General features: G+C 63.7%; 16 protein-coding genes. 8 read left to right on the forward strand and 8 right to left on the reverse strand.

Going from position 1 to position 17,701, the window contains the following annotated elements; all coding sequences use genetic code 11:
• Window positions 1–432: 432 nt before the first annotated feature.
• On the forward strand, window positions 433–2,424 hold the full coding sequence (locus T5B8_RS18580; protein WP_353180838.1) for a hypothetical protein: 1,992 nt from the start codon (window positions 433–435) through the stop codon (window positions 2,422–2,424).
• Window positions 2,425–2,871: 447 nt separating this feature from the next.
• Window positions 2,872–3,507 (forward strand): pseudouridine synthase, encoded by a 636-nt coding sequence (locus T5B8_RS18585; protein WP_353180839.1) that lies wholly within the window; start codon window positions 2,872–2,874, stop codon window positions 3,505–3,507.
• A gap of 1 nt (window position 3,508) precedes the next feature.
• Here the strand turns inward: T5B8_RS18585 and T5B8_RS18590 are convergent, their stop codons facing one another.
• From T5B8_RS18590 to T5B8_RS18620, 7 genes are all read right to left on the reverse strand, one after another.
• Complete coding sequence (locus tag T5B8_RS18590) at window positions 3,509–4,660, reverse strand: aldo/keto reductase (protein WP_353180840.1); 1,152 nt, start codon at window positions 4,658–4,660, stop codon at window positions 3,509–3,511.
• A gap of 81 nt (window positions 4,661–4,741) precedes the next feature.
• Entirely contained in the window at window positions 4,742–4,975 is a 234-nt protein-coding gene (locus T5B8_RS18595) for a DUF2835 family protein (protein ID WP_353180841.1), read from the reverse strand.
• A gap of 23 nt (window positions 4,976–4,998) precedes the next feature.
• Window positions 4,999–6,867 (reverse strand): putative bifunctional diguanylate cyclase/phosphodiesterase, encoded by a 1,869-nt coding sequence (locus T5B8_RS18600; RefSeq protein ID WP_353180842.1) that lies wholly within the window; start codon window positions 6,865–6,867, stop codon window positions 4,999–5,001.
• A 224-nt stretch (window positions 6,868–7,091) separates the two neighbouring features.
• Window positions 7,092–7,967 carry a glutathione-dependent disulfide-bond oxidoreductase gene (gene yghU / locus T5B8_RS18605; RefSeq protein WP_353180843.1) on the reverse strand — a complete coding sequence of 292 codons (876 nt, stop codon included), beginning with the start codon at window positions 7,965–7,967 and terminating at the stop codon, window positions 7,092–7,094.
• 93 nt (window positions 7,968–8,060) lie between these two features.
• A complete protein-coding gene (locus tag T5B8_RS18610) occupies window positions 8,061–8,585 on the reverse strand; it encodes a phenolic acid decarboxylase (RefSeq protein ID WP_353180844.1) in 525 nt (174 codons plus the stop codon).
• 89 nt (window positions 8,586–8,674) lie between these two features.
• On the reverse strand, window positions 8,675–9,916 hold the full coding sequence (locus T5B8_RS18615) for a cation:proton antiporter (protein WP_353180845.1): 1,242 nt from the start codon (window positions 9,914–9,916) through the stop codon (window positions 8,675–8,677).
• 40 nt (window positions 9,917–9,956) lie between these two features.
• Complete coding sequence (locus tag T5B8_RS18620) at window positions 9,957–11,012, reverse strand: amidohydrolase family protein (RefSeq protein WP_353180846.1); 1,056 nt, start codon at window positions 11,010–11,012, stop codon at window positions 9,957–9,959.
• A 156-nt stretch (window positions 11,013–11,168) separates the two neighbouring features.
• On the opposite strand from T5B8_RS18620, the gene T5B8_RS18625 reads away from it, so the two are divergent.
• From T5B8_RS18625 to T5B8_RS18650, 6 genes are all read left to right on the forward strand, one after another.
• On the forward strand, window positions 11,169–12,353 hold the full coding sequence (locus T5B8_RS18625) for an MFS transporter (RefSeq protein WP_353180847.1): 1,185 nt from the start codon (window positions 11,169–11,171) through the stop codon (window positions 12,351–12,353).
• 75 nt (window positions 12,354–12,428) lie between these two features.
• On the forward strand, window positions 12,429–13,361 hold the full coding sequence (locus T5B8_RS18630; RefSeq protein WP_353180848.1) for a glutathione S-transferase family protein: 933 nt from the start codon (window positions 12,429–12,431) through the stop codon (window positions 13,359–13,361).
• A gap of 120 nt (window positions 13,362–13,481) precedes the next feature.
• Window positions 13,482–13,679 (forward strand): hypothetical protein, encoded by a 198-nt coding sequence (locus tag T5B8_RS18635; protein WP_353180849.1) that lies wholly within the window; start codon window positions 13,482–13,484, stop codon window positions 13,677–13,679.
• Window positions 13,672–14,052, forward strand: coding sequence for a hypothetical protein (locus T5B8_RS18640; protein ID WP_353180850.1), 381 nt, complete (start codon window positions 13,672–13,674; stop codon window positions 14,050–14,052). Before T5B8_RS18635 ends, T5B8_RS18640 begins: the two co-directional genes overlap by 8 nt.
• Before the next feature lie 135 nt (window positions 14,053–14,187).
• The gene (locus T5B8_RS18645) at window positions 14,188–15,354 is read left to right on the forward strand and encodes a zinc-binding dehydrogenase (protein ID WP_353180851.1); all 1,167 of its coding nucleotides are present in this window, start codon (window positions 14,188–14,190) and stop codon (window positions 15,352–15,354) included.
• 50 nt (window positions 15,355–15,404) lie between these two features.
• On the forward strand, window positions 15,405–16,451 hold the full coding sequence (locus T5B8_RS18650) for a proline racemase family protein (RefSeq protein ID WP_353180852.1): 1,047 nt from the start codon (window positions 15,405–15,407) through the stop codon (window positions 16,449–16,451).
• Window positions 16,452–16,686: 235 nt separating this feature from the next.
• Here T5B8_RS18650 and T5B8_RS18655 read toward each other — a convergent pair whose 3' ends face one another.
• Window positions 16,687–17,613, reverse strand: coding sequence for a polysaccharide deacetylase family protein (locus T5B8_RS18655; protein WP_353180853.1), 927 nt, complete (start codon window positions 17,611–17,613; stop codon window positions 16,687–16,689).
• Window positions 17,614–17,701 lie beyond the last annotated feature (88 nt).

The raw sequence follows: 17,701 nt of genomic DNA on the forward strand, positions 1-17,701 counted from the left end.
GGCTGATCATGCCCGAATTGAAATCGCGTTTCACGTTTTCATTTTCTTGTGTTTTACAGCAATTTGTGTAGCGCCATCCGGCGTCATAAGGCGATACGCCCTGACATGGCGATTGGTTGCCGATCCGCGCCGTGCATCGACCGCACCGGTTCCATACACGCCATACCCCTTCACCGCCTGGCATCGCACCGCCGCGCGCTCGCGTGGGCCAAACCATGGCAGAATCGCCGCCGGGCTGCCGTGCCTACGGCCCGGCGCGTGGCCGCAGGCCCACCTGTGGCGAGGCCTGCGTGAACCATGCCATGCCACGGTTAAATTGTTCGAGGCGCCCCCGCCCACGCGATACGCAGTAACCTGTAGCACGCAGGCTGTGCATACCCGCACAGCGCCACTTGAAGGCCAGGCACAAACCTGGCGTTGGATAGCCTTGCCATGACCCTACCGAACGATAATCGCGATTTTGGTTCCCTGACCGAGCGCTTCGATTCCGCCCTGGCGCAGCTCGCCGAAGCCGATGACGACACCCGCAAGGCCATCAAGACCGAAGTCCTGGAATGCGCTGCGGCCATTCTGGCCGCCGAGGGCGGCCCGCAGGCGCTCTATGAACGCGTCGCGGCCTATGAACGGGCGGGCATATTCGCGAAAAGCGACTGGGGCCGGCCGGCGATTCTGCAACCGGCGCTGGCTGTGCGTTCGCTGCGCGAAGGCGATACCGCCACCACCGCCATCGAAGCCCTGAGCGAGCTGCGGCTGCTGGCGGTCGCGCGCCGCGATTTTCGCCACCCCGGCATTACCGCCGAGCGCGCGCGCAACTTCCTCACCCAGGTGATGGCGCTCAATCTCGATCTGCTTTCGGGCACGCTCAGCGAAGCCGATCGCGAGCGCCCGGATCAGCTGGGTACGGCCGTGCAGTCGCTCTATCACTATCAGCTCGAGCACATGGGCTACGAGAGCATTCTCGATAGCCTGGTGGCCGAGGTCTGGCGCATTCTCGCCCAGCGCCCGATCGAGGTCGACGATGTCCGCCAGATGGTCATCCAGATCGCCACCTGTCTGTACGACCCGGCCATCGAAAGCACCACCGGCAACGACGATGCCCGTCGGCTGGTGGAATCGCTGTTCGCCCCGGCGCCGGGTTGCGCGGAGGATCCGGGCGTGGCGGTTTATGCCGAACGCCTACAGGCCATGAATCGCGAAGCCTTGATGATCGAAGCGCTCGGCTTTGCCAATGCCATGCACGATACCGGTCTGGCCTCGGTCTACCACGCGGTGCTTTTGCGGCATCTGCGCAGTCTGCCCGACGGCTCGGGTGATTCGCTCATCCCCACCGCCCTGGGGCTGAGCCAGACCGGCCAGGACGCGCTGCTGTGCTACAGCGAACTCGTGCACACGCTCATCGACGAAACCGTGTTCGTGGAAACCGCACAGGCGATCTACGGGCTCGCGCTGTTACTCGAACGCGGCGTGCTGTTTTCCACGCCGGTCGCTGCCGGGCTGTGGCGCCAGATCGGGCTGCAGCTCTCCCCGGCAACCGAAGACAGTATTCGGCTGGTCTGCGGCGATGCCCAGCCACCGCGGGTATTTTTGCTGGCCGGCGTGCTCGGCCTGCTCGGCCAGCCGCTGGGCGTGGGGCAGGGCAACAACCCGACCTGCCAGTCGGTGATCGGGCTATCGATGTGGGCCGATAACGACCCCGACTATCTGTTGCAGTTGATCACCTGGGCCGCGCGCGATGACGAAGTGCTCACCCGCTTTGAAGGCCAGCATATTTCCTCGAAAGGCCTGGAAGCCGGGTTGGCCAAGGAAAACCCGCTCGACGTCGACCCGGTATCGCTGCTGCTGGTGCCGCATCTTGATCGTATCTATATCGAGATGGGCCGGCTGTGCGGCGAGCGCGACGACGATCTGCATCGCTGGATCAACCCCGAGTTCTATGGCTGGTGGGTCGGCCAGGGCTTTGCCGTGGTCGCCGACCCCAAGACCGGCGAAATCCGCGACCACGCCGGCTTCGTGCGGCATTTCTATGCCTGCTATCACCCCTACTACAACGGCAATGTGCCGGTGATTCATTCGCAACCGGCGGGCATCGCGGTTACCGACAGCGCCGCGCGTTATGTGGGCCGGCATGCCATTTCGATTCTGCGGGTCAGCCTCGACCCGGACGGCGACATGCGGGTGTATTTCTTCAACCCCAACAACGATAGCGGCCAGGACTGGGGCCAGGGCATCGTCACCACCACCGAAGGCCACGGCGAACTGCCCGGCGAAGCCTCGTTGCCGTTCGCCGAGTTCGCCTCACGGTTGTTCGTGTATCACTACGACCCGCTCGAGCACGGCAACGCCGATGCCGTCACCGACGACGAGATTGCGCACGTGATCCAACTCGCCCACGACAGCTGGGGCAAGGAATTCGACACCGACTAAAACCATGCTTGATGAGGCAGGCCACGGAGTTGTCTACGCTCAAGCAGGCAGGTTGTTGTCCGCCAATGAACGCCAAGACGCGGAAATATCGCCAAAAGACAGAGGGCTGACAGCGTTGGGGGTTCGCGCTGCCCGCGTGGTGAGCGAGCGCCGTCGGCGCGTCCCCGCTTTCATCTGCGTGAATCTGTGTCGATCTGCGGAGACGATTTGAGAAATACAGCCCGTGGCGTGAAACCATGCGCGGGCCCGGCGGCTCCCGACGGGCAGGTGTGTCTTGATTTGGCTGCGCTCAAGCAGGCAGGTTGTCCGCCAAAGGAACACGCAGGCACGCCCCTAAGGCGAAGACAGATCGTTCGAACGGGGTCTAATAGTCATGCCGCTTGCTGAACTTTGTAAATCGTTCAAGAAGCCGCTTGAGCGTTCGCGCCGCCGAGGATCAAACGGCCTATGAGCCAGACGCCCCGCAAGCCCGCCCGTTCCAGGCCCGCCGGGCGCCGCCGCAAACCGGTCCGCAAGCCCGCACCGCGGCCGGACACACCGCGTCTTATCGCCTTCAACAAACCGTTTCGGGTACTCACCCAGTTCACCGACGGCAACGACCGCGCCACACTCGCCGACTATATCGACGTGCCGGGTGTGTATCCGGCGGGACGGCTCGATCGCGACAGCGAAGGGCTTTTGTTGCTGACCAACGACGGCCGGCTACAGGCGCGTATCGCCGACCCGAAACACAAGCTCGCCAAGACGTATTGGGTCCAGGTCGACGGCGAAGCATCAAACGACCAGCTCGAGGCCCTGCGCGCCGGGCCGACGCTCAAGGACGGCCCGACCCGCCCTGCCGAGGTCGCGATGATCGCCGAGCCCGCGTTGTGGCGGCGCGATCCGCCGGTACGCTATCGCAAGAACGTGCCGACGACCTGGCTGGAAATCACCATTCACGAAGGCCGTAACCGCCAGGTCCGACGCATGACCGCCGCCGTGGGCCTACCCACCCTGCGCCTGGTACGCATACGTATCGGCGGCTGGTCGCTGGATGGGCTGGAAAGCGGCCAGTGGCGTGAGCTCGCGCCCACGCTGACGTAGTTCAGGCCGCGCCGGCCAGTGCGGTCGGTGCCGCCTCGCTGATCAACCCTTCCTTTTTGAGCGCCTGCCAGAAGGCGGGGTCGATCGTGGCACGCATGGAGGCTGCATTCTCGCGCGCCTGCTGGGCATTACGCGCGCCCGGAATCGTGGCAGAAACAATCGCCGGTGCGGCGGTGAACTGCAGTGCTGCGGTTCGCAAATCGGTGCCGTGGGCTTTCGCTATGGATTCGATACGGGCGCGTTTTTCGCGATACCCCTCGGGAATGCCGTCGCTATAGAGCCAACGGTCCTTGCCGGCCAGAAAGCCCGCGCCCAGCGGCGCGCCGATGACCACCGAACAATCCTGGGCCTCGCATACCGGGAACAGGCGTTCGAGCGCGTCGTCATGGTTCATCAAGGTATAGCGCGTGGCCTGCAGAATGACGTTGGGCTCGGCATGCTCGAGCGCGGCAAGGGCCGGTTCGATATCGTTTACGCCCATGCCCCAGCCCTTGATCAGGCCTTCGTCACGCATTTTCGTCAGCTCGGGCATGGCCCCTTCGATGGCGATCTTGAGCTGGGCATCGTAGTCGTCGAGGTCTTTGTTGCTCGGCGCGAGGTCGTGGATGAACACCATATCGAGGCTGGGCACGCCCAGGCGCTGCAGACTGTCTTCCACCGAACGGCGCACGCCGGCCGCGCTGTAGTCGTAGCGATAGTCGAAGTTCAAATCACCCGCCCAGATGCCGTGACTGTCCATCGATGCGTCCGGCGTAAGCAAGCGCCCGACCTTGGACGACAACACATAATCGCCGCGCGGCTTGCCGTCGAGAAAATGCCCCACACGACGTTCGCTCAGGCCCAGCCCGTACCAGGGCGAGGTATCGAAATAGCGCACGCCCGCGTCCCAGTGCGCCTGCATCATCGCTTCGACGGTCGCATCCGAGGTTTCGAAAAACATATTGCCGGCCTGCGTTCCGCCGGCGCCGTATTTGGTCGCAGGCCGATAGCCCGCGGCCGAGCCATCGTCGGGGTTGGCCGGCATCGAGTCCGGGCTATGGCGGGTCGCGGCGGCGTCTTGCCCTGCGGCGAATGCGCGCGGTACGAACCACGCGGCCGCGCCCGCGAATCCGCCGAGCGCGGCGGTACGAAGAAAGTGGCGACGGCTGGTCATGGCATACCCTGTCTGGAGTTCTGACCCCACGGTATCAGACGCTCGCCAAGCCATGACGCCAGGCCGCGCCCGGCGCGGTGCCTACAGCGGGCGATCGCCGATACGCTGCAGGGACTGAAAGCGGCCATTCGTGTCGTAGCTCAGCCGATACACGCCATGCACACCGTCGCGGGTGACCACACGCCGCAACGCCTGGGCCGGCAAGAGCACGCGCCGGCCATCCACACTGGATGCATACACATGCTCGACCGAGCCAGCGTAGTGGGCCCGGCATTGCGCCGCGGACAGCGCGATGATGACATCGATACTCGGCATGCTCGGCTTATATCAACACGCGGCTACAATTCGGCCGGCCGATTGGCCACCCGTTGGCCGGCAAGCGTCAACGACTCGGGACAGGCGAGTAGATAGCCCTGGCTGTATTCACAGCCGAACGAGCGGACCCATTCATGTTGTGCCCGGGTTTCCACGCCTTCGGCCACTACGCCGAGTTCCTGGCCGTGGGCGAGATCCACAATGCCACGCACCAATTCGCGGGCGACCGCATCGTGCTCGAGGCGCTGGACCACACTCTTGTCGAGTTTGACGATCGACAATGGCAAGCGGGTGAGATAGGCAATCGAGGAATAGCCGGTGCCGAAATCATCCATCGCAATACGAATACCCAGCGTTTTCAAGTGGCTCATGGTGCGGGCCGCGACTTCGAAATCCGCGATCAAACTGCGTTCGGTCAGCTCGAACACCAGCCGCCCGCCGTCGATGTCATGTTTTTCCAGCACCGCGGCCACGCAGTCATAGAAATCGCTTTCATAGAATTCCCGCCCCGGAATATTGACCGCGACATACGGTAACGGTGCGGTACTGCCATCGCGCCGCCATTGCGCGATCTGGCAGGCGGCCGTATCCAGCGCATACTCGACCAGCGCGCGGCTGAGATTATGCTCGGCCTCGGCCACGGGTATGAATTCGTCCGGATAGATATCGCCCAGTTCCGGATCATGCCAGCGGGCCAGCAATTCGAACCCGGCCAGCAGATCGCCGCGATTGCTGAACAACGGCTGCCAATGAAAATGAATGCCGCCTTCGTGGAGTGCGGTTTCGAACAGACGCCGAATATGACGATCACGCAGCAGCTGGCGATTGATGGTTTCGGAAAACAGCACCACGCCGCGAGCGATACCGGCACGGTGGTGTGCCTGGCGGGCACGCGCGACCAGTTCCGAGGCATGACGGCCATGCTCGCCATGCAGGGCCATCCCGCCCACGACGCGAAACGCGACCTGTGCCTGGCCCGAGCTGACCTGTTTGTTGGCGTATTCGACCTGATGTTCGCAGCGCTCGCGGATGGGCTCCATATCGGCCATACCGGGTACGGCGCCGACAAATTCGGTATCCGACAATCGCGTGAGATAGCAGAAATCCGCCGGGTCGGACTGCAGCGCGGCCAGCCAGTTGGCCACCGTCTGGCTGGTGACCTGCTCGCCGTAGGTCTGTTCGTAGTGGCCGAGGTTGACGATATCCAGATGCACAACCGCGCTGTCCTGACCGTTGCGTGCGCGCGACATCAATACATCGTCGAGGCGTTCCAGCGCGATCGTGCGCGTGGCCACCGGCAACGACGGATCGCGGTCCATGAGGCGCGCGACATGGCGATCGTGCGCGGCGATACGCCGGTCGAGCTCGAACTCGTGTTCGATCCAGTCGACCAGTTCCTGGAGCAGCACCTGATCGCGCGCGCCGAACACGCGCGGCTTGTAATCGAGCACACAGATCGTGCCGATCGGCTTGCCGTGCGGGCCATGTAGCGGCATGCCGGCATAGCTGCAAATATGCGGCGCTTCAGCCACGTAGGGCAGCTGCGAAAAGCGCGGGTCGGCACGTGCGTCTTCGACGAACAGTGGCGCATCCTGCGTGATGGCGTAGTCGCACACGCTCAGATTGCGTGGAATCGACTGTAAATCGAGCCCGCGGGCGGATTTGAACCACTCACGGTCGCCTTCCATGAGCGACATGAGCGCGATGGGCATGCCCAGCAGCTCGGTGGCCAGCCGGGTGATACGGTCGAAGCGCTCCTCGGGCCGGGTATTGAGCAGACCCAGCTCGAGCAGGTCGGACAGACGATCGCGTTCGCGCCGATCCGTATCGACCGCGGCATGCGTGGCCACGGCGTGTCGCTGTGCACCGTCGCCGCCGGTTTGGCTTGTCACGATGTTCGTCCTCTCGCTCGCGCCCCGCCCCTGCGCCCCTGGAAAGGGTTATCGCGCGCCCGTGGTCTTTTTTCAAGTACCACGGCCCAAGCGCTCGGCCTGTACGCGGCGCCCAGGCACCGCGTCGTGCCATCGCCGGCGTCGCGGGTCGCCAGCGCAGGCCACAATGCCGTGCGACACGGCGCACCGGTTCGCAACGACATTGTATTTCATGCATGCGCAACTCAACCGTCGGCGTCGAGCTTGTCCTGGGTTCGATGCGCGAAATCGCTGGCGTCGTGACGCTCACGCAGCTGTTCGTGCGGCTCGCCCCAGAGGCGGTTGACCATGCGCCCACGGCGCACCGCGGCCCGTGCGTCGATCTCGCGCGCCCAGCGCTGTACATTTTCGTATTCCTGTACCTGAAGGAACTCGCCGGCATCGTAAAGGCGGCCCAGCGCGAGCGCGCCGTACCAGGGCCAGGTGGCGATATCGGCAATACTGTATTCGCCGCCCGCCAGATAGGCGGATTCGGCCAGCCGCCGATCGAGCACGTCGAGTTGGCGCTTGACCTCCATGGTGAATCGATCGATCGGGTACTGCATCTTTTCCGGCGCATAGGCATAGAAATGCCCGAAACCGCCGCCCAGATACGGCGCGCTGCCCATCTGCCAGAACAGCCAGTTCATCGCCTCGGTGCGTGCGCCGTGCTCGTCGGGTATGAATTCACCGAATTTCTGCGCCAGATACAAAAGAATGGAGCCGGACTCGAACACGCGCGTCGGCGTGGCGGTGCCGTGATCGACCATGACCGGAATCTTGGAGTTCGGGTTGATCGCGACATAGCCGCTGGAAAACTGCTCGCCTTCGCCGATATTGATCGGCCACGCGTCGTATTCCGCGCCGGCGTGGCCGAGTTCGAGCAGCTCCTCGAACATCACCGTGGCTTTGACACCGTTGGGCGTGGCCAGCGAATACAGCTGAAAATCGTGTTTACCCACCGGCAGCTCGGCCTCGTGGGTCGGCCCGGCGATGGGGCGGTTGATATTGGCGAATTTACCGCCGCTGCCGGTCTCCCAGGTCCAGACCTTCGGTGGAGTGTAGTCTTGGTTGTCGCTCATCATCAGACGGGGTTGCGAAATATGGCCCCGATTATCATCCGATCCGGGTAATGCGTCGAACTCACCGACCAACCGCCCTCTTTCATCGGGCGGTTAATTACGCCGATCGGCGTAGCCGGCGGGCAGTTGGTCCGGCGCTTCGGCGATCACGCTTTCGTCATCGACCGCTCGGGTTTCGATAAATGTCAGCCGCGCGAATTCGTCGATCACGAGCTTCGGATAGGTCGGCCCGGCGTCACGCAGCGCACGCATTCGATCCAGATGATCGTTCTGGTAGCAGACCGTTTTGTGCGGCGCATCGGCCACCCAGCGCGGGAAAAAGATCACCCCATGCAGGCGACGCTCGGCGAAATTCGCGGTCACGCTCACTGCCGTGCCGGTGGGCTCATCCCACGACACCTTGCAGATATCGTCGGACAGGCGGGCGATATGCGCGGCCTGATCGCGCACCCAGCGCCCGCCGACCATGCCGCTATGAATGCGGTAGTCGATCGTGCGGGCATTCTTGAGATACATCTCGTACTGCCAGCCGTTGTCGTAGGTATAGATGAAATGGCGACCGAGAAAACCCGCCAGTTCATCGGCATGCGTGGATTCGAACGATTCTTCGGTGATCATGGATTCGCCTCATTACGTAAAGCGTGCGGGCGGTGATCCTCGCATGAAGCGACATCCGCGCATCCAAACGCCGGGCTACATCGCAGTCTTCAATCGCCACGCCCCAGGCGGCGAATCACCGGCCCGACCGTCAGCCCCTGGCCGACAATCGAGAACAGCACTACGCAGTAGGTGATGGTCACGATGGTATCGCGGGCTTCGCCGGCCGGCAGCGCCAACGCCAGGGCGACAGAAATGCCGCCGCGCAGCCCGGCCCAGGTCAGCAACGCACTGGCGTTGTCGCCGAGTCGATGCCAGGGCCGGACCAACTGCAATGCCGCGCTGACACAGCCATAACGGGTGATCAGCACCAGCGGGATCGCGAGCACACCGGCCAGCAGATAGCGCCCGTCGAGGGTGATCTGAATCATCTCCAGACCGATCATGACGAACAGCACGGTATTGAGAATCTCGTCGACGATTTCCCAGAAGATATCCAGATGCGCCCGTGTAGTTTCGCTCATCGCGAACATGCGCCCCTGATTGCCGACCAGCAGCCCGGCCACGACCATCGCCAACGGCCCTGAGGCATGCAGGGCGGCAGCCAGCTGATAGCCGCCGAGCACCACCGCCAGCGTGACCAGAATCTCCACCTGGTGGTCGTCCATCTGGCGCAGCATCCAGAACGCCAGCGCGCCGAGCGCCAGGCCGAGCAACACGCCGCCCGCGACTTCCTGCACGAACAACAGCGCGATTTCACCCGCGCCCTCGACATGGCCGGCGCGGGTCAGGCCGAGCAAGGCCAGAAACACCACCACGGCCACGCCGTCGTTGAACAGCGATTCGCCGGTGATATTGGTTTCCAGCTCGGAGGAAACGCCCGCGCACTTGAGCAGGGCGAGCACCGCGATCGGATCGGTCGGCGAAATCAGCGCGCCAAACAGCAGACAGAACACCAGCGGCAATTCGAAGCCGAGAAAAGGCGCGACGACATAGGTCACACCGCCGATGATGGCCGTGGATAACACCACGCCCACCGACGCCAGCACGCCAATGGAAAAGCGGTGCTTCCACAAATCCCCGAGATTGACCTGCAGGGCGCCGGCAAACAGCAGAAAGCTGAGCATGCCGTCCATCAGCGTCTTGTTGAAATCGATGGCCAGCCACCAGGCGCCGGCCTGCTCGCGAATATCGAGCACGCCGAAGAAGTCCGCAGCCACGAGCGCGGCCGACACCACCAGGCTCAACAGCATCACGCCGATGGTGGTCGGCAGACCGACGACGCGGTAATTGAAAAACGCCAGCACCGCAGCCAGCGAAACCAGTACCGCGCCAATCTGTAGCAGGCCCACGCTTACTCCCGGTCAAAACGCGACAGGATAGCGCGTTGGCTCATATGGCTGGCCCGCAATCCAGGCGATAAACCCGTGCCGCGGTATCGAAGAACAACGCCTGTTTTTCGTCTTCGGAACAGTCGCGGGCGAGATGCTTGAACGCGTTCCAGAGGGTGACGTAATCGCAGCTGAAGTGATCGACCGGGAAATTGCTTTCGAACATGCAGCGTGTCGCGCCAAAGGCTTCGATACAGGTTTCGATATAGGGCGCCCAGGCCTCCGCCAATGCGGGGTACGAATCGGGCCGATTGGCATAGGACCATTCGAAACCGGCAAACGGCATCGCCAGCCCGCCAAGCTTGACCACCACGTTCTCGCAGGCAGCAAGCGCGCGAATCTGCGTACGCCATGCGCCGAAGCGGGCCGCGCGCTGGCCCGCATAGGCGCCAATACCGACAGGCCCGCCGACATGATCGAGTACGATCGTGGTTTCGGGAAAGGCCTGGGCAAGATCCAGCAGATCCGGCAACTGCGGCTCCAGCAGCCAGGCATCGAAGCTCAGCCCGCGCGGGGCGAGTTCGGCAAAACCCTTGCGAAAATCGGGATCGCGCAACAAACCCGCCGGCGTGCCACGGGTCGATAGCGGGCCCAGCACGTTCTCGTCGCCGTCGTAGGCCGCGCTGTGGCGAATACCACGAAAACGTCCCTGCCCGGCCGCGATATGCGCTTCCAGCACCTCGCCGACCTCCGCGCCCAGGCGCAGGTCGGCATGGCCCACGATGCCGGCACAGGCACGTGTTGGACCATAAACGCCGCTGGCCGCGACCGCGGCCACGCCGTTGACGAACTCGGTTTCGCCTACACTGCGCAAGGCCTTGGGCCCGTCGGCGCGATACATGGCCCGGCATTCGATGAACACCGTCGCCCGGATATCGTGGCCGCTGTCGGTATCGGCCAGCAGTTCGTCGAGCATGTAGCGCGAGCGCTCGCGCAGCATCTGACTAAAGCCATGCGCGGCAAACGGCATAGCGCGCAGATCCAGGCGCGAGCGATCCCACAGATGATGGTGCGGATCGATGATCGGGCGGTCGGGTTCCAGAATGGTTGCAGTCACGGCATCTCCTTTGTCGGCGCACGGCTGGGCTGTTGTTATCGAGGGCAACTTACCATCGAACGCTCGTTCGGTTTCGAGTCGGTCGTGCACGGTTATTTGATGTAGCAGACAACTTCATGTCTTCATACAGATCGCTTTCTTCGTTCTGGCGACACCATGAGTAGTTATCGAGACGGAATACGCCTGGGCGTGGCCGGCGCGGCGGCGGCGGCGGCGATCTATTTCCCGCAACCGCTGGCTGCGCGTATTCAAACCAGCTTCGAGGTGTCGGTGTTGTGGGCGGCCATGCCCATGACCTTTGCCTTTATCGTGCTCACCTCGGGGCCGGTGGTATTCGGACGTTTCATTACCGTGGCGCGTGCGATGCGCATCGTGCTGGTGACCGAACTGTTGCTCGCGGCGCTGTTCGCGGTCCAGGCACTGGCCTTCGATGTACTGCCCTATTTCGCGCTGCGCGCGCTTCAGGTGATGCTGCTGCCGCTGTTGATTCCGGCGGTGATCACCGGCTCGTCCAATATTCTGGGCTCGGACAACCGCGCCCGCGATCTGGCGTTCTATACCGCGGGTACCATCGTGGGCGGCGTCAGCGGGCGGCTGATCGCAGTGGGCTCGGTGAGCTTCGACCACTGGCAGGTCGGCAGTCTTGCCATTACCGTCATGCTGCTGTTTTCGGCCTGGCTGCTGCGCGACCCGCCGGTACTGGCCAGCGAACTGCCGCGCCGACCGTCAGCGTCGGGCGAGCATACGATCCCGCCTGTCGAGGCGCGCAAAAGCTGGTGGTGTCAGGTGACCCTGTCCTATCCGGGGCTGGCCCTGGCGTTTGGCGTACTCACCACGGTACTCACCTGTCTGCCCTTCGAAATCGGCTACAAGCGTGGCGGCGCGTTGATGCTGGCCATCGTCTACGGCGGTTATGCCGTGGGCATCGCCACATCGCTGGGCGCACCGGCGATCACCCGTATCAGTCGCGGCCTGCCCAATGCGACGCTGGTCGCCGCGATCGTGTTCGTAATCGGCCTGCTGGGCGTTATTCAGGGTTCGTTTGTCGCCCTTGTGATCGGCGTGGTGCTGCTGTGCGGCAGCATGGTCTTTCAGCAGGCCACCCAGATCGTGCTGCTCAACGATTATTTTGCCCGCTCGCAATCGGGCACGGTCAGCGCGCTGTTCGTGGCCGCGGTATTCGCCGGCGGAACAGCCGGCTCGAGCGTGATGGTGTCGCTCTACGAATGGGCCGGTTGGGGCGTGGTCATGGGGATCTGCCTCGTTTTCGCCCTCGCGGCCGGCTACTGCGTCTATGCCGCGGCCCGTCAGCAGGCCAAAGCGGCACGCGCTCTGCCCTGACCAAGCCGACACGGGCGCTGGTGCTGCGCGCTGCCGCGCGGCAGACTGCGACCGTATTTTCCAACCGAGCCTGGCATGTCGTCGATCATTCTCCACCACTACGAAGCTTCCCCGTTTTCGGAGAAGGTTCGGGCCATTCTGGGCTACAAGCAGCTCGAATGGCGCTCGGTGCTCATTCCGCGCATCATGCCCAAGCCGGATCTGGTGGCCCTGACCGGCGGCTATCGCAAGACGCCGGTCATGCAGATCGGGCGCGACGTCTATGCCGATACGCATCTGATTACACGCCAGATCGAGCGACTCGCGCCCGAACCGAGCCTTTTTCCGAAGACCGATATCGCGAGCGTCATCGGGCTCGAACAGCTCGGCGACAAGCGGCTGTTCCTGGCCGCCGTACCGGTGATGTTTCGCCCGGCGGGCCGTGCGGTGCTCATCGATAAACTCGGCAAAGACTATCTGGCCAGCTTTGGTGCCGACCGCGCCGCGTTGTTCAAGGGCGGCCACGTCGTACGTCCGGACGCGGCGTACTCCGACGCGGTTCTGCCGCCAACGCTGGAAGCCCTGAATCGCCAGCTCACCGACCGTGACTTTCTGTTCGGCGAGCGCCCGTGTATTGCCGATTTCTCGGTCTATCACCCCATCTGGTATATCCGCTCGAACAGCGGCGTAGCGCCACTGCTCGACGACTACCCCAACCTGCTGGCCTGGGCCGATCGCATCCGCGCGCTGGGACACGGCACCCGCGAAGATATCGATGCCGGCCAGGCGCACGAGATCGCCGCGCGCTGCGAGCAGTGGCAACCGCTGCCGGCCGCGGTCGAAGCCGGACTCACCCCCGGCACGCGGGTATCGGTTGCGGCCACCGATTACGGCACCGAACCCAGCCATGGCGAACTGGTGTCGATCGCCGCCGAGAGCATGACCATTCAACGCGATGGCCCGGACGGACAGCCTATTCGCGTGCACTTCCCGCGCGACGGTTTTCGTGTCGAGGCGGCCGAGACGTAGCCCTTGCGGTGGCACGTCGCCCTCGCCGTATTGCGAAAAAACCGAGCCGGGCCGTTGTACCCACCGGCCCATGCCACCATTATCGGTTTATCCATTCGACCCGCCGATCGAGGCCGAGTCATGAAACGAGCACTGGGCGCGATGGCCGCCAACTGGCTGCGCAAACCGGAAAACCAGGAACGTATCAAGCGCACCGCGCGCGACGTCTGGGGCAAATTCCAGCAGCGCCGTGAGGCCCGCAAGAACGCCAGCGCGGGCACGAAGAGCCGCGAGGGCCGACCCACCGAGCGCGATGCGCCCGACAGCCGCGATGAATAAGTCCTATTCAAAGCGCGCAGGCGGCGCGGGGCTGCTCGCAATGCTCGCGGCCGTGCTTCTCGCGGGTTGCGCGGGTGGCCCGCCCGAGGATCCGACCGAGCCGGCCTATCAGCGCTATTGGCAGTGCGCCTATAGCGCGGCCATGCCCTATGCAGCGGACGACAGTGTGAGCCCGCGCAGCGCGGCCGCGAGGGCGCAGTCGGCCTGCGCCAGCGTCTACCGCGCGTATCGCGATGCACGCATCCGCTATGTGCGTTCGGTGGTGCCTTCGCGCGATCGCGACATGGCGACCACGCTGGGCAATCAGGCGGCGCGGGAACGGCGCAAGATGGTCACACAGCGCCTCACCGAGCTGGTGACCGAGGCGCGTTAAAAGTCCGCGCGGGTCGCCGCACGAGCTGCGTTCCGACTCTACCCTGCGCCCGCGTCGTAAATCGGGTTACGGGCAGCCCGGCCGTCTTTGATACCGTCGGTCATGAATTGAATGCACCGACCCGTGAGCCCCGCCATGACCGCGCAAACCCTGCCCGACACCATGAACGCCATGCTGCTGACCGGCCATGGCGGTATCGACAAGCTCGTCTATCGCGACGATGTGCCAACGCCGGTAGCGGGGGCCGGCGAGGTGGTGGTACGCGTTACCGCCACGGCCAAGAACAATACCGACCGCAAGGCCCGCGAGGGGCTTTATCCCACGCGTGATGCCCACGACGTAACCTCGTTTGCGATCGGCGGCAAACCCACCCTGACTTTCCCGCGTATCCAGGGCGCGGATATCGTCGGCCGGGTGGCCTCGGTCGGTGAGGGCATCGATGCCTCGCGCATTGGCGATCGCGGCCTGCTGGATTTCAATATCTATGCCGAGACACCCGATGGGCCACGGCGCGATATCAATCTTACGCCCGACTACTACGGCCACGGCGCCGATGGCGGCTATGCCGAATACGTGGTGGTACCGGCCGATCAGTTTCATACCATCGACAACGATCTGACCGATGCCGAGCTGGCCAGTCTGGGCATGTGTTCCTATCAGACCGGCTACCACATGCTCACCGCGGCCAATATCCGTGCCGGCGAGCGCGTGCTCGTCACCGGGGCCAGCGGCGGCGTGGGCACCGCCCTGATTCAGCTATGCCGGGTGATCGGGGCCATTCCCTATGCACTGAGCACGCCCGACAAGACCGACGCGCTGCGTGCGCTCGGCGCCGAAGCGGTCTTCAATCGCGCCGATATGCAGGACTTCACCACCACAGTGCGCGAAGCCACCGGCGGCGAGCCCATCGACGCGGTCATGGATCTGGTCGGCGGCGACATGACCCAGCGCTTCATCGATACGATGATCTTCGACATGACCCGCCGCCGTACCTACCCGCGCCTGAGTATCGCCGGCGCGAGCGGCGGCAACGTCAGCGAAGTGCTGTGGACACGTATCTATCTCTATCAGGTGCAGATCTTCGGCGTCTCCCACGGCACCCGCGACGAGGCCGAGCAACTGATGCGCTGGATTCGCGGCGGCGAACTCAAGCCGGTACTGCATGCCGCATTCAAACTCTCGGAACTGCACGAAGCCGAGCGCTATTTCGTGGATCGCTCGAGCAACTATCTTGGCAAGATCGTGATCGTGCCGGATAGCCAGTGGGCCGAACACGGCGCGCCTTATGCGCTGGCTGGCTAGGCGCACGCAATCCACACCCTCATGGACACCCCATTCAAAGAGATCGCGGGATGAGCGCAGAACTCACTTTTCAGATCATCGATACCCATGCCGGCGGCGATGTCAGCCGTATCGTGGTGGGCGGCATCACGCAGCTGCCCGGCGCCACGGTACGCCAGCAGATGGAATACCTGCGCGACCACGCGGATGGTCTGCGCACGGTCCTGCTCGAAGAGCCCTATGGCATCCCCGAAATGTCGGTGGATCTGATCGTAGCGCCGTCGAACCCGGAGGCCGTTGCCGGCTACATCATTATGGAAGTGATGGGCTACCCCATCTATTCCGGCTCGAATACCATCTGTACCGCCACCGCGCTGCTCGACAACCACATGATTCCCAAGCGCGAAGGCCGCCAGCAGTTCGTGCTGGAATCGCCGGCGGGCCGTGTGGCCATCGAGGCACGGGTCGAAAACGATGTGGTCGAGGCGATCACCTGCGAAGGCCTGCCCAGCTATATCGATACCCATCGGGCCACGATTCATGTGCCCCTGATTGGCGAGGTGACCTACAGCATCGCCTATAGCGGCGGCTTCTATGCGCTGGTCGATGCGCGCGAACTGGGCTTTTCTCTCACCCGCGACGAGGAATCGCGGCTGGCCCACTGTGCCCAGGCGATCGTCGAGGCGATCCTCGAAGAACGTGGCTTTTCCCACTACGAACTCGGCGACGTGGGGCCGCTGCCGTTTCTGCATTTCATGGGCGATGTCGAGCAAACCGGCGCAGGGCACTATCGCTCGCGCTCGGCGACTTATGTGCACCCCGGCGTGATCTGTCGCAGCACCACGGGTACCGGCACCTCCGCGCGCATGGCGTTGATGCACCACGAAGGCCGCATGCAGCCGGGCGATACGCTGGAAACCGTGTCGCTGCGCGGATCGAGCTTTCTGGGCACGTTCACGCGCGTCGCCCAGGCGGGTGGCTACGACGTGGTCGAAAACACCATCACCGGCAAGGCGCATGTGATCGCGCGCTCGCAAATCGTGGTCAATCCGGCCGACGAACTCGTCGACAGTTCCCAGCTGCGCGGCATTCTCACCTGCATGCAATCGCAGGACTAAGCTTGGCGCCTATGCGCTCGCCACGGCGCGCGCATAGGCGCTGGAGGCATGCAATCCGCCCGGAAAGGCAACAGGCGGAAATGGCAGGTCGGCTTCGAGAACACTCGCCGTCGCGGCGCCGCACAATGACCACTTTCATCGCCGGTTTGTACCCCGCATTTGCCAAGAACGCGAAAGGCTAATCGGATCTGCGTGCATCTGCGTCGATCTGCGGACGTCTTGTCTTACCGAGCACTTAGCATGAACGTGCGGCCTGCTTCATACGGGCGAAATGTCGGGCGATCGCCCCCGGCGTAGTCAGCCAGACATCGCCGCGCACGCTCGCCACATGGGTCAGCGCACGGCGTAGTGCACGCAGCCGAAACGGCTGGCCGACGATATACGGGTGCAGCGCGATGCCCATGACCAACAGCTGGGCCCGAGACTGCTCGTGCATCTCGTCGAATTGGTCGACGATGCGGGCCGCGAACTCGCGATAGTCGATATGGTGGGCCACGATCGACGGAATATCGTTGATCTCCTGTGGGTACGGCACCGATAGAATCCGCCCGCCGTCGCGGGTGGCCATCCAGGTCGGCTGATCGTCGTGGCACCAGTCCAGGTGGTAGCCAAAGCCGGCCTCGGCGAGCAGGTCCGGGGTGATCTCGCTTTGCGCGATCCATGGGCCGAGCCAGCCCTGCGGTGCTTCGCCGAACGCGGCCGTGAGTCGATCACGCGATTCGGCAATGAGCGCGGCCTCGCCGGCCTCGTCGAATTCGTTCTGGGATTCACTGTTGGTGCGCCCGTGGGCGATAAGCTCGGTATCCAGGCGCGCTCGATAGGCCGTGACCAGTTCCGGGCAATAGTCGGCGATCGAACTGTTCACGATCAGCCCCACCGGCAGCTTCAGCGATTCGAACAGTTCCAGCAGGCGCCAGGCGCCCACGCGATTGCCGTAGTCCCGCCAGGAATAATTGAGCACATCCGGCTCGCGCCGGCCGCTAGCCAGGGCCGCGCCGTAGCCCTGGCCAAAATCGAAGTGTTCGAGGTTCAACCCGATATACACCGCCAGCCGCCGGCCCTCGGGCCAGTCGAAATCCGGGCGATCGACGATGGCGCTGTAGCGATAGCGCCCGTGGCTTCGAATCGTGCGCGACATGGAAGCGGCAGCAGGAATGGTCATTCGATTGTAAGTGCGGGATGCATACGCCGGCCATCTGCGCTAGCTGTGTAAACCCACCAGGTTGTTCACGCCGATGCCGAGTGTGCTG

Origin of the sequence: Salinisphaera sp. T5B8, assembly GCF_040361255.1 — a bacterium.
Lineage (GTDB): Bacteria > Pseudomonadota > Gammaproteobacteria > Nevskiales > Salinisphaeraceae > Salinisphaera.

Bases quoted from the DNA above. Each gene is read 5' to 3' on its own strand.
- T5B8_RS18580 (WP_353180838.1), top strand. From the start codon at position 433: ATGACCCTACCGAACGATAATCGCGATTTTGGTTCCCTGACCGAGCGC.
- T5B8_RS18585 (WP_353180839.1), top strand. From the start codon at position 2,872: ATGAGCCAGACGCCCCGCAAGCCCGCCCGTTCCAGGCCCGCCGGGCGC.
- T5B8_RS18590 (WP_353180840.1), bottom strand. From the start codon at position 4,660: ATGACCAGCCGTCGCCACTTTCTTCGTACCGCCGCGCTCGGCGGATTC.
- T5B8_RS18595 (WP_353180841.1), bottom strand. From the start codon at position 4,975: ATGCCGAGTATCGATGTCATCATCGCGCTGTCCGCGGCGCAATGCCGG.
- yghU (WP_353180843.1), bottom strand. From the start codon at position 7,967: ATGAGCGACAACCAAGACTACACTCCACCGAAGGTCTGGACCTGGGAG.
- T5B8_RS18610 (WP_353180844.1), bottom strand. From the start codon at position 8,585: ATGATCACCGAAGAATCGTTCGAATCCACGCATGCCGATGAACTGGCG.
- T5B8_RS18625 (WP_353180847.1), top strand. From the start codon at position 11,169: ATGAGTAGTTATCGAGACGGAATACGCCTGGGCGTGGCCGGCGCGGCG.
- T5B8_RS18630 (WP_353180848.1), top strand. From the start codon at position 12,429: ATGTCGTCGATCATTCTCCACCACTACGAAGCTTCCCCGTTTTCGGAG.
- T5B8_RS18635 (WP_353180849.1), top strand. From the start codon at position 13,482: ATGAAACGAGCACTGGGCGCGATGGCCGCCAACTGGCTGCGCAAACCG.
- T5B8_RS18640 (WP_353180850.1), top strand. From the start codon at position 13,672: ATGAATAAGTCCTATTCAAAGCGCGCAGGCGGCGCGGGGCTGCTCGCA.
- T5B8_RS18645 (WP_353180851.1), top strand. From the start codon at position 14,188: ATGACCGCGCAAACCCTGCCCGACACCATGAACGCCATGCTGCTGACC.
- T5B8_RS18650 (WP_353180852.1), top strand. From the start codon at position 15,405: ATGAGCGCAGAACTCACTTTTCAGATCATCGATACCCATGCCGGCGGC.
- T5B8_RS18655 (WP_353180853.1), bottom strand. From the start codon at position 17,613: ATGACCATTCCTGCTGCCGCTTCCATGTCGCGCACGATTCGAAGCCAC.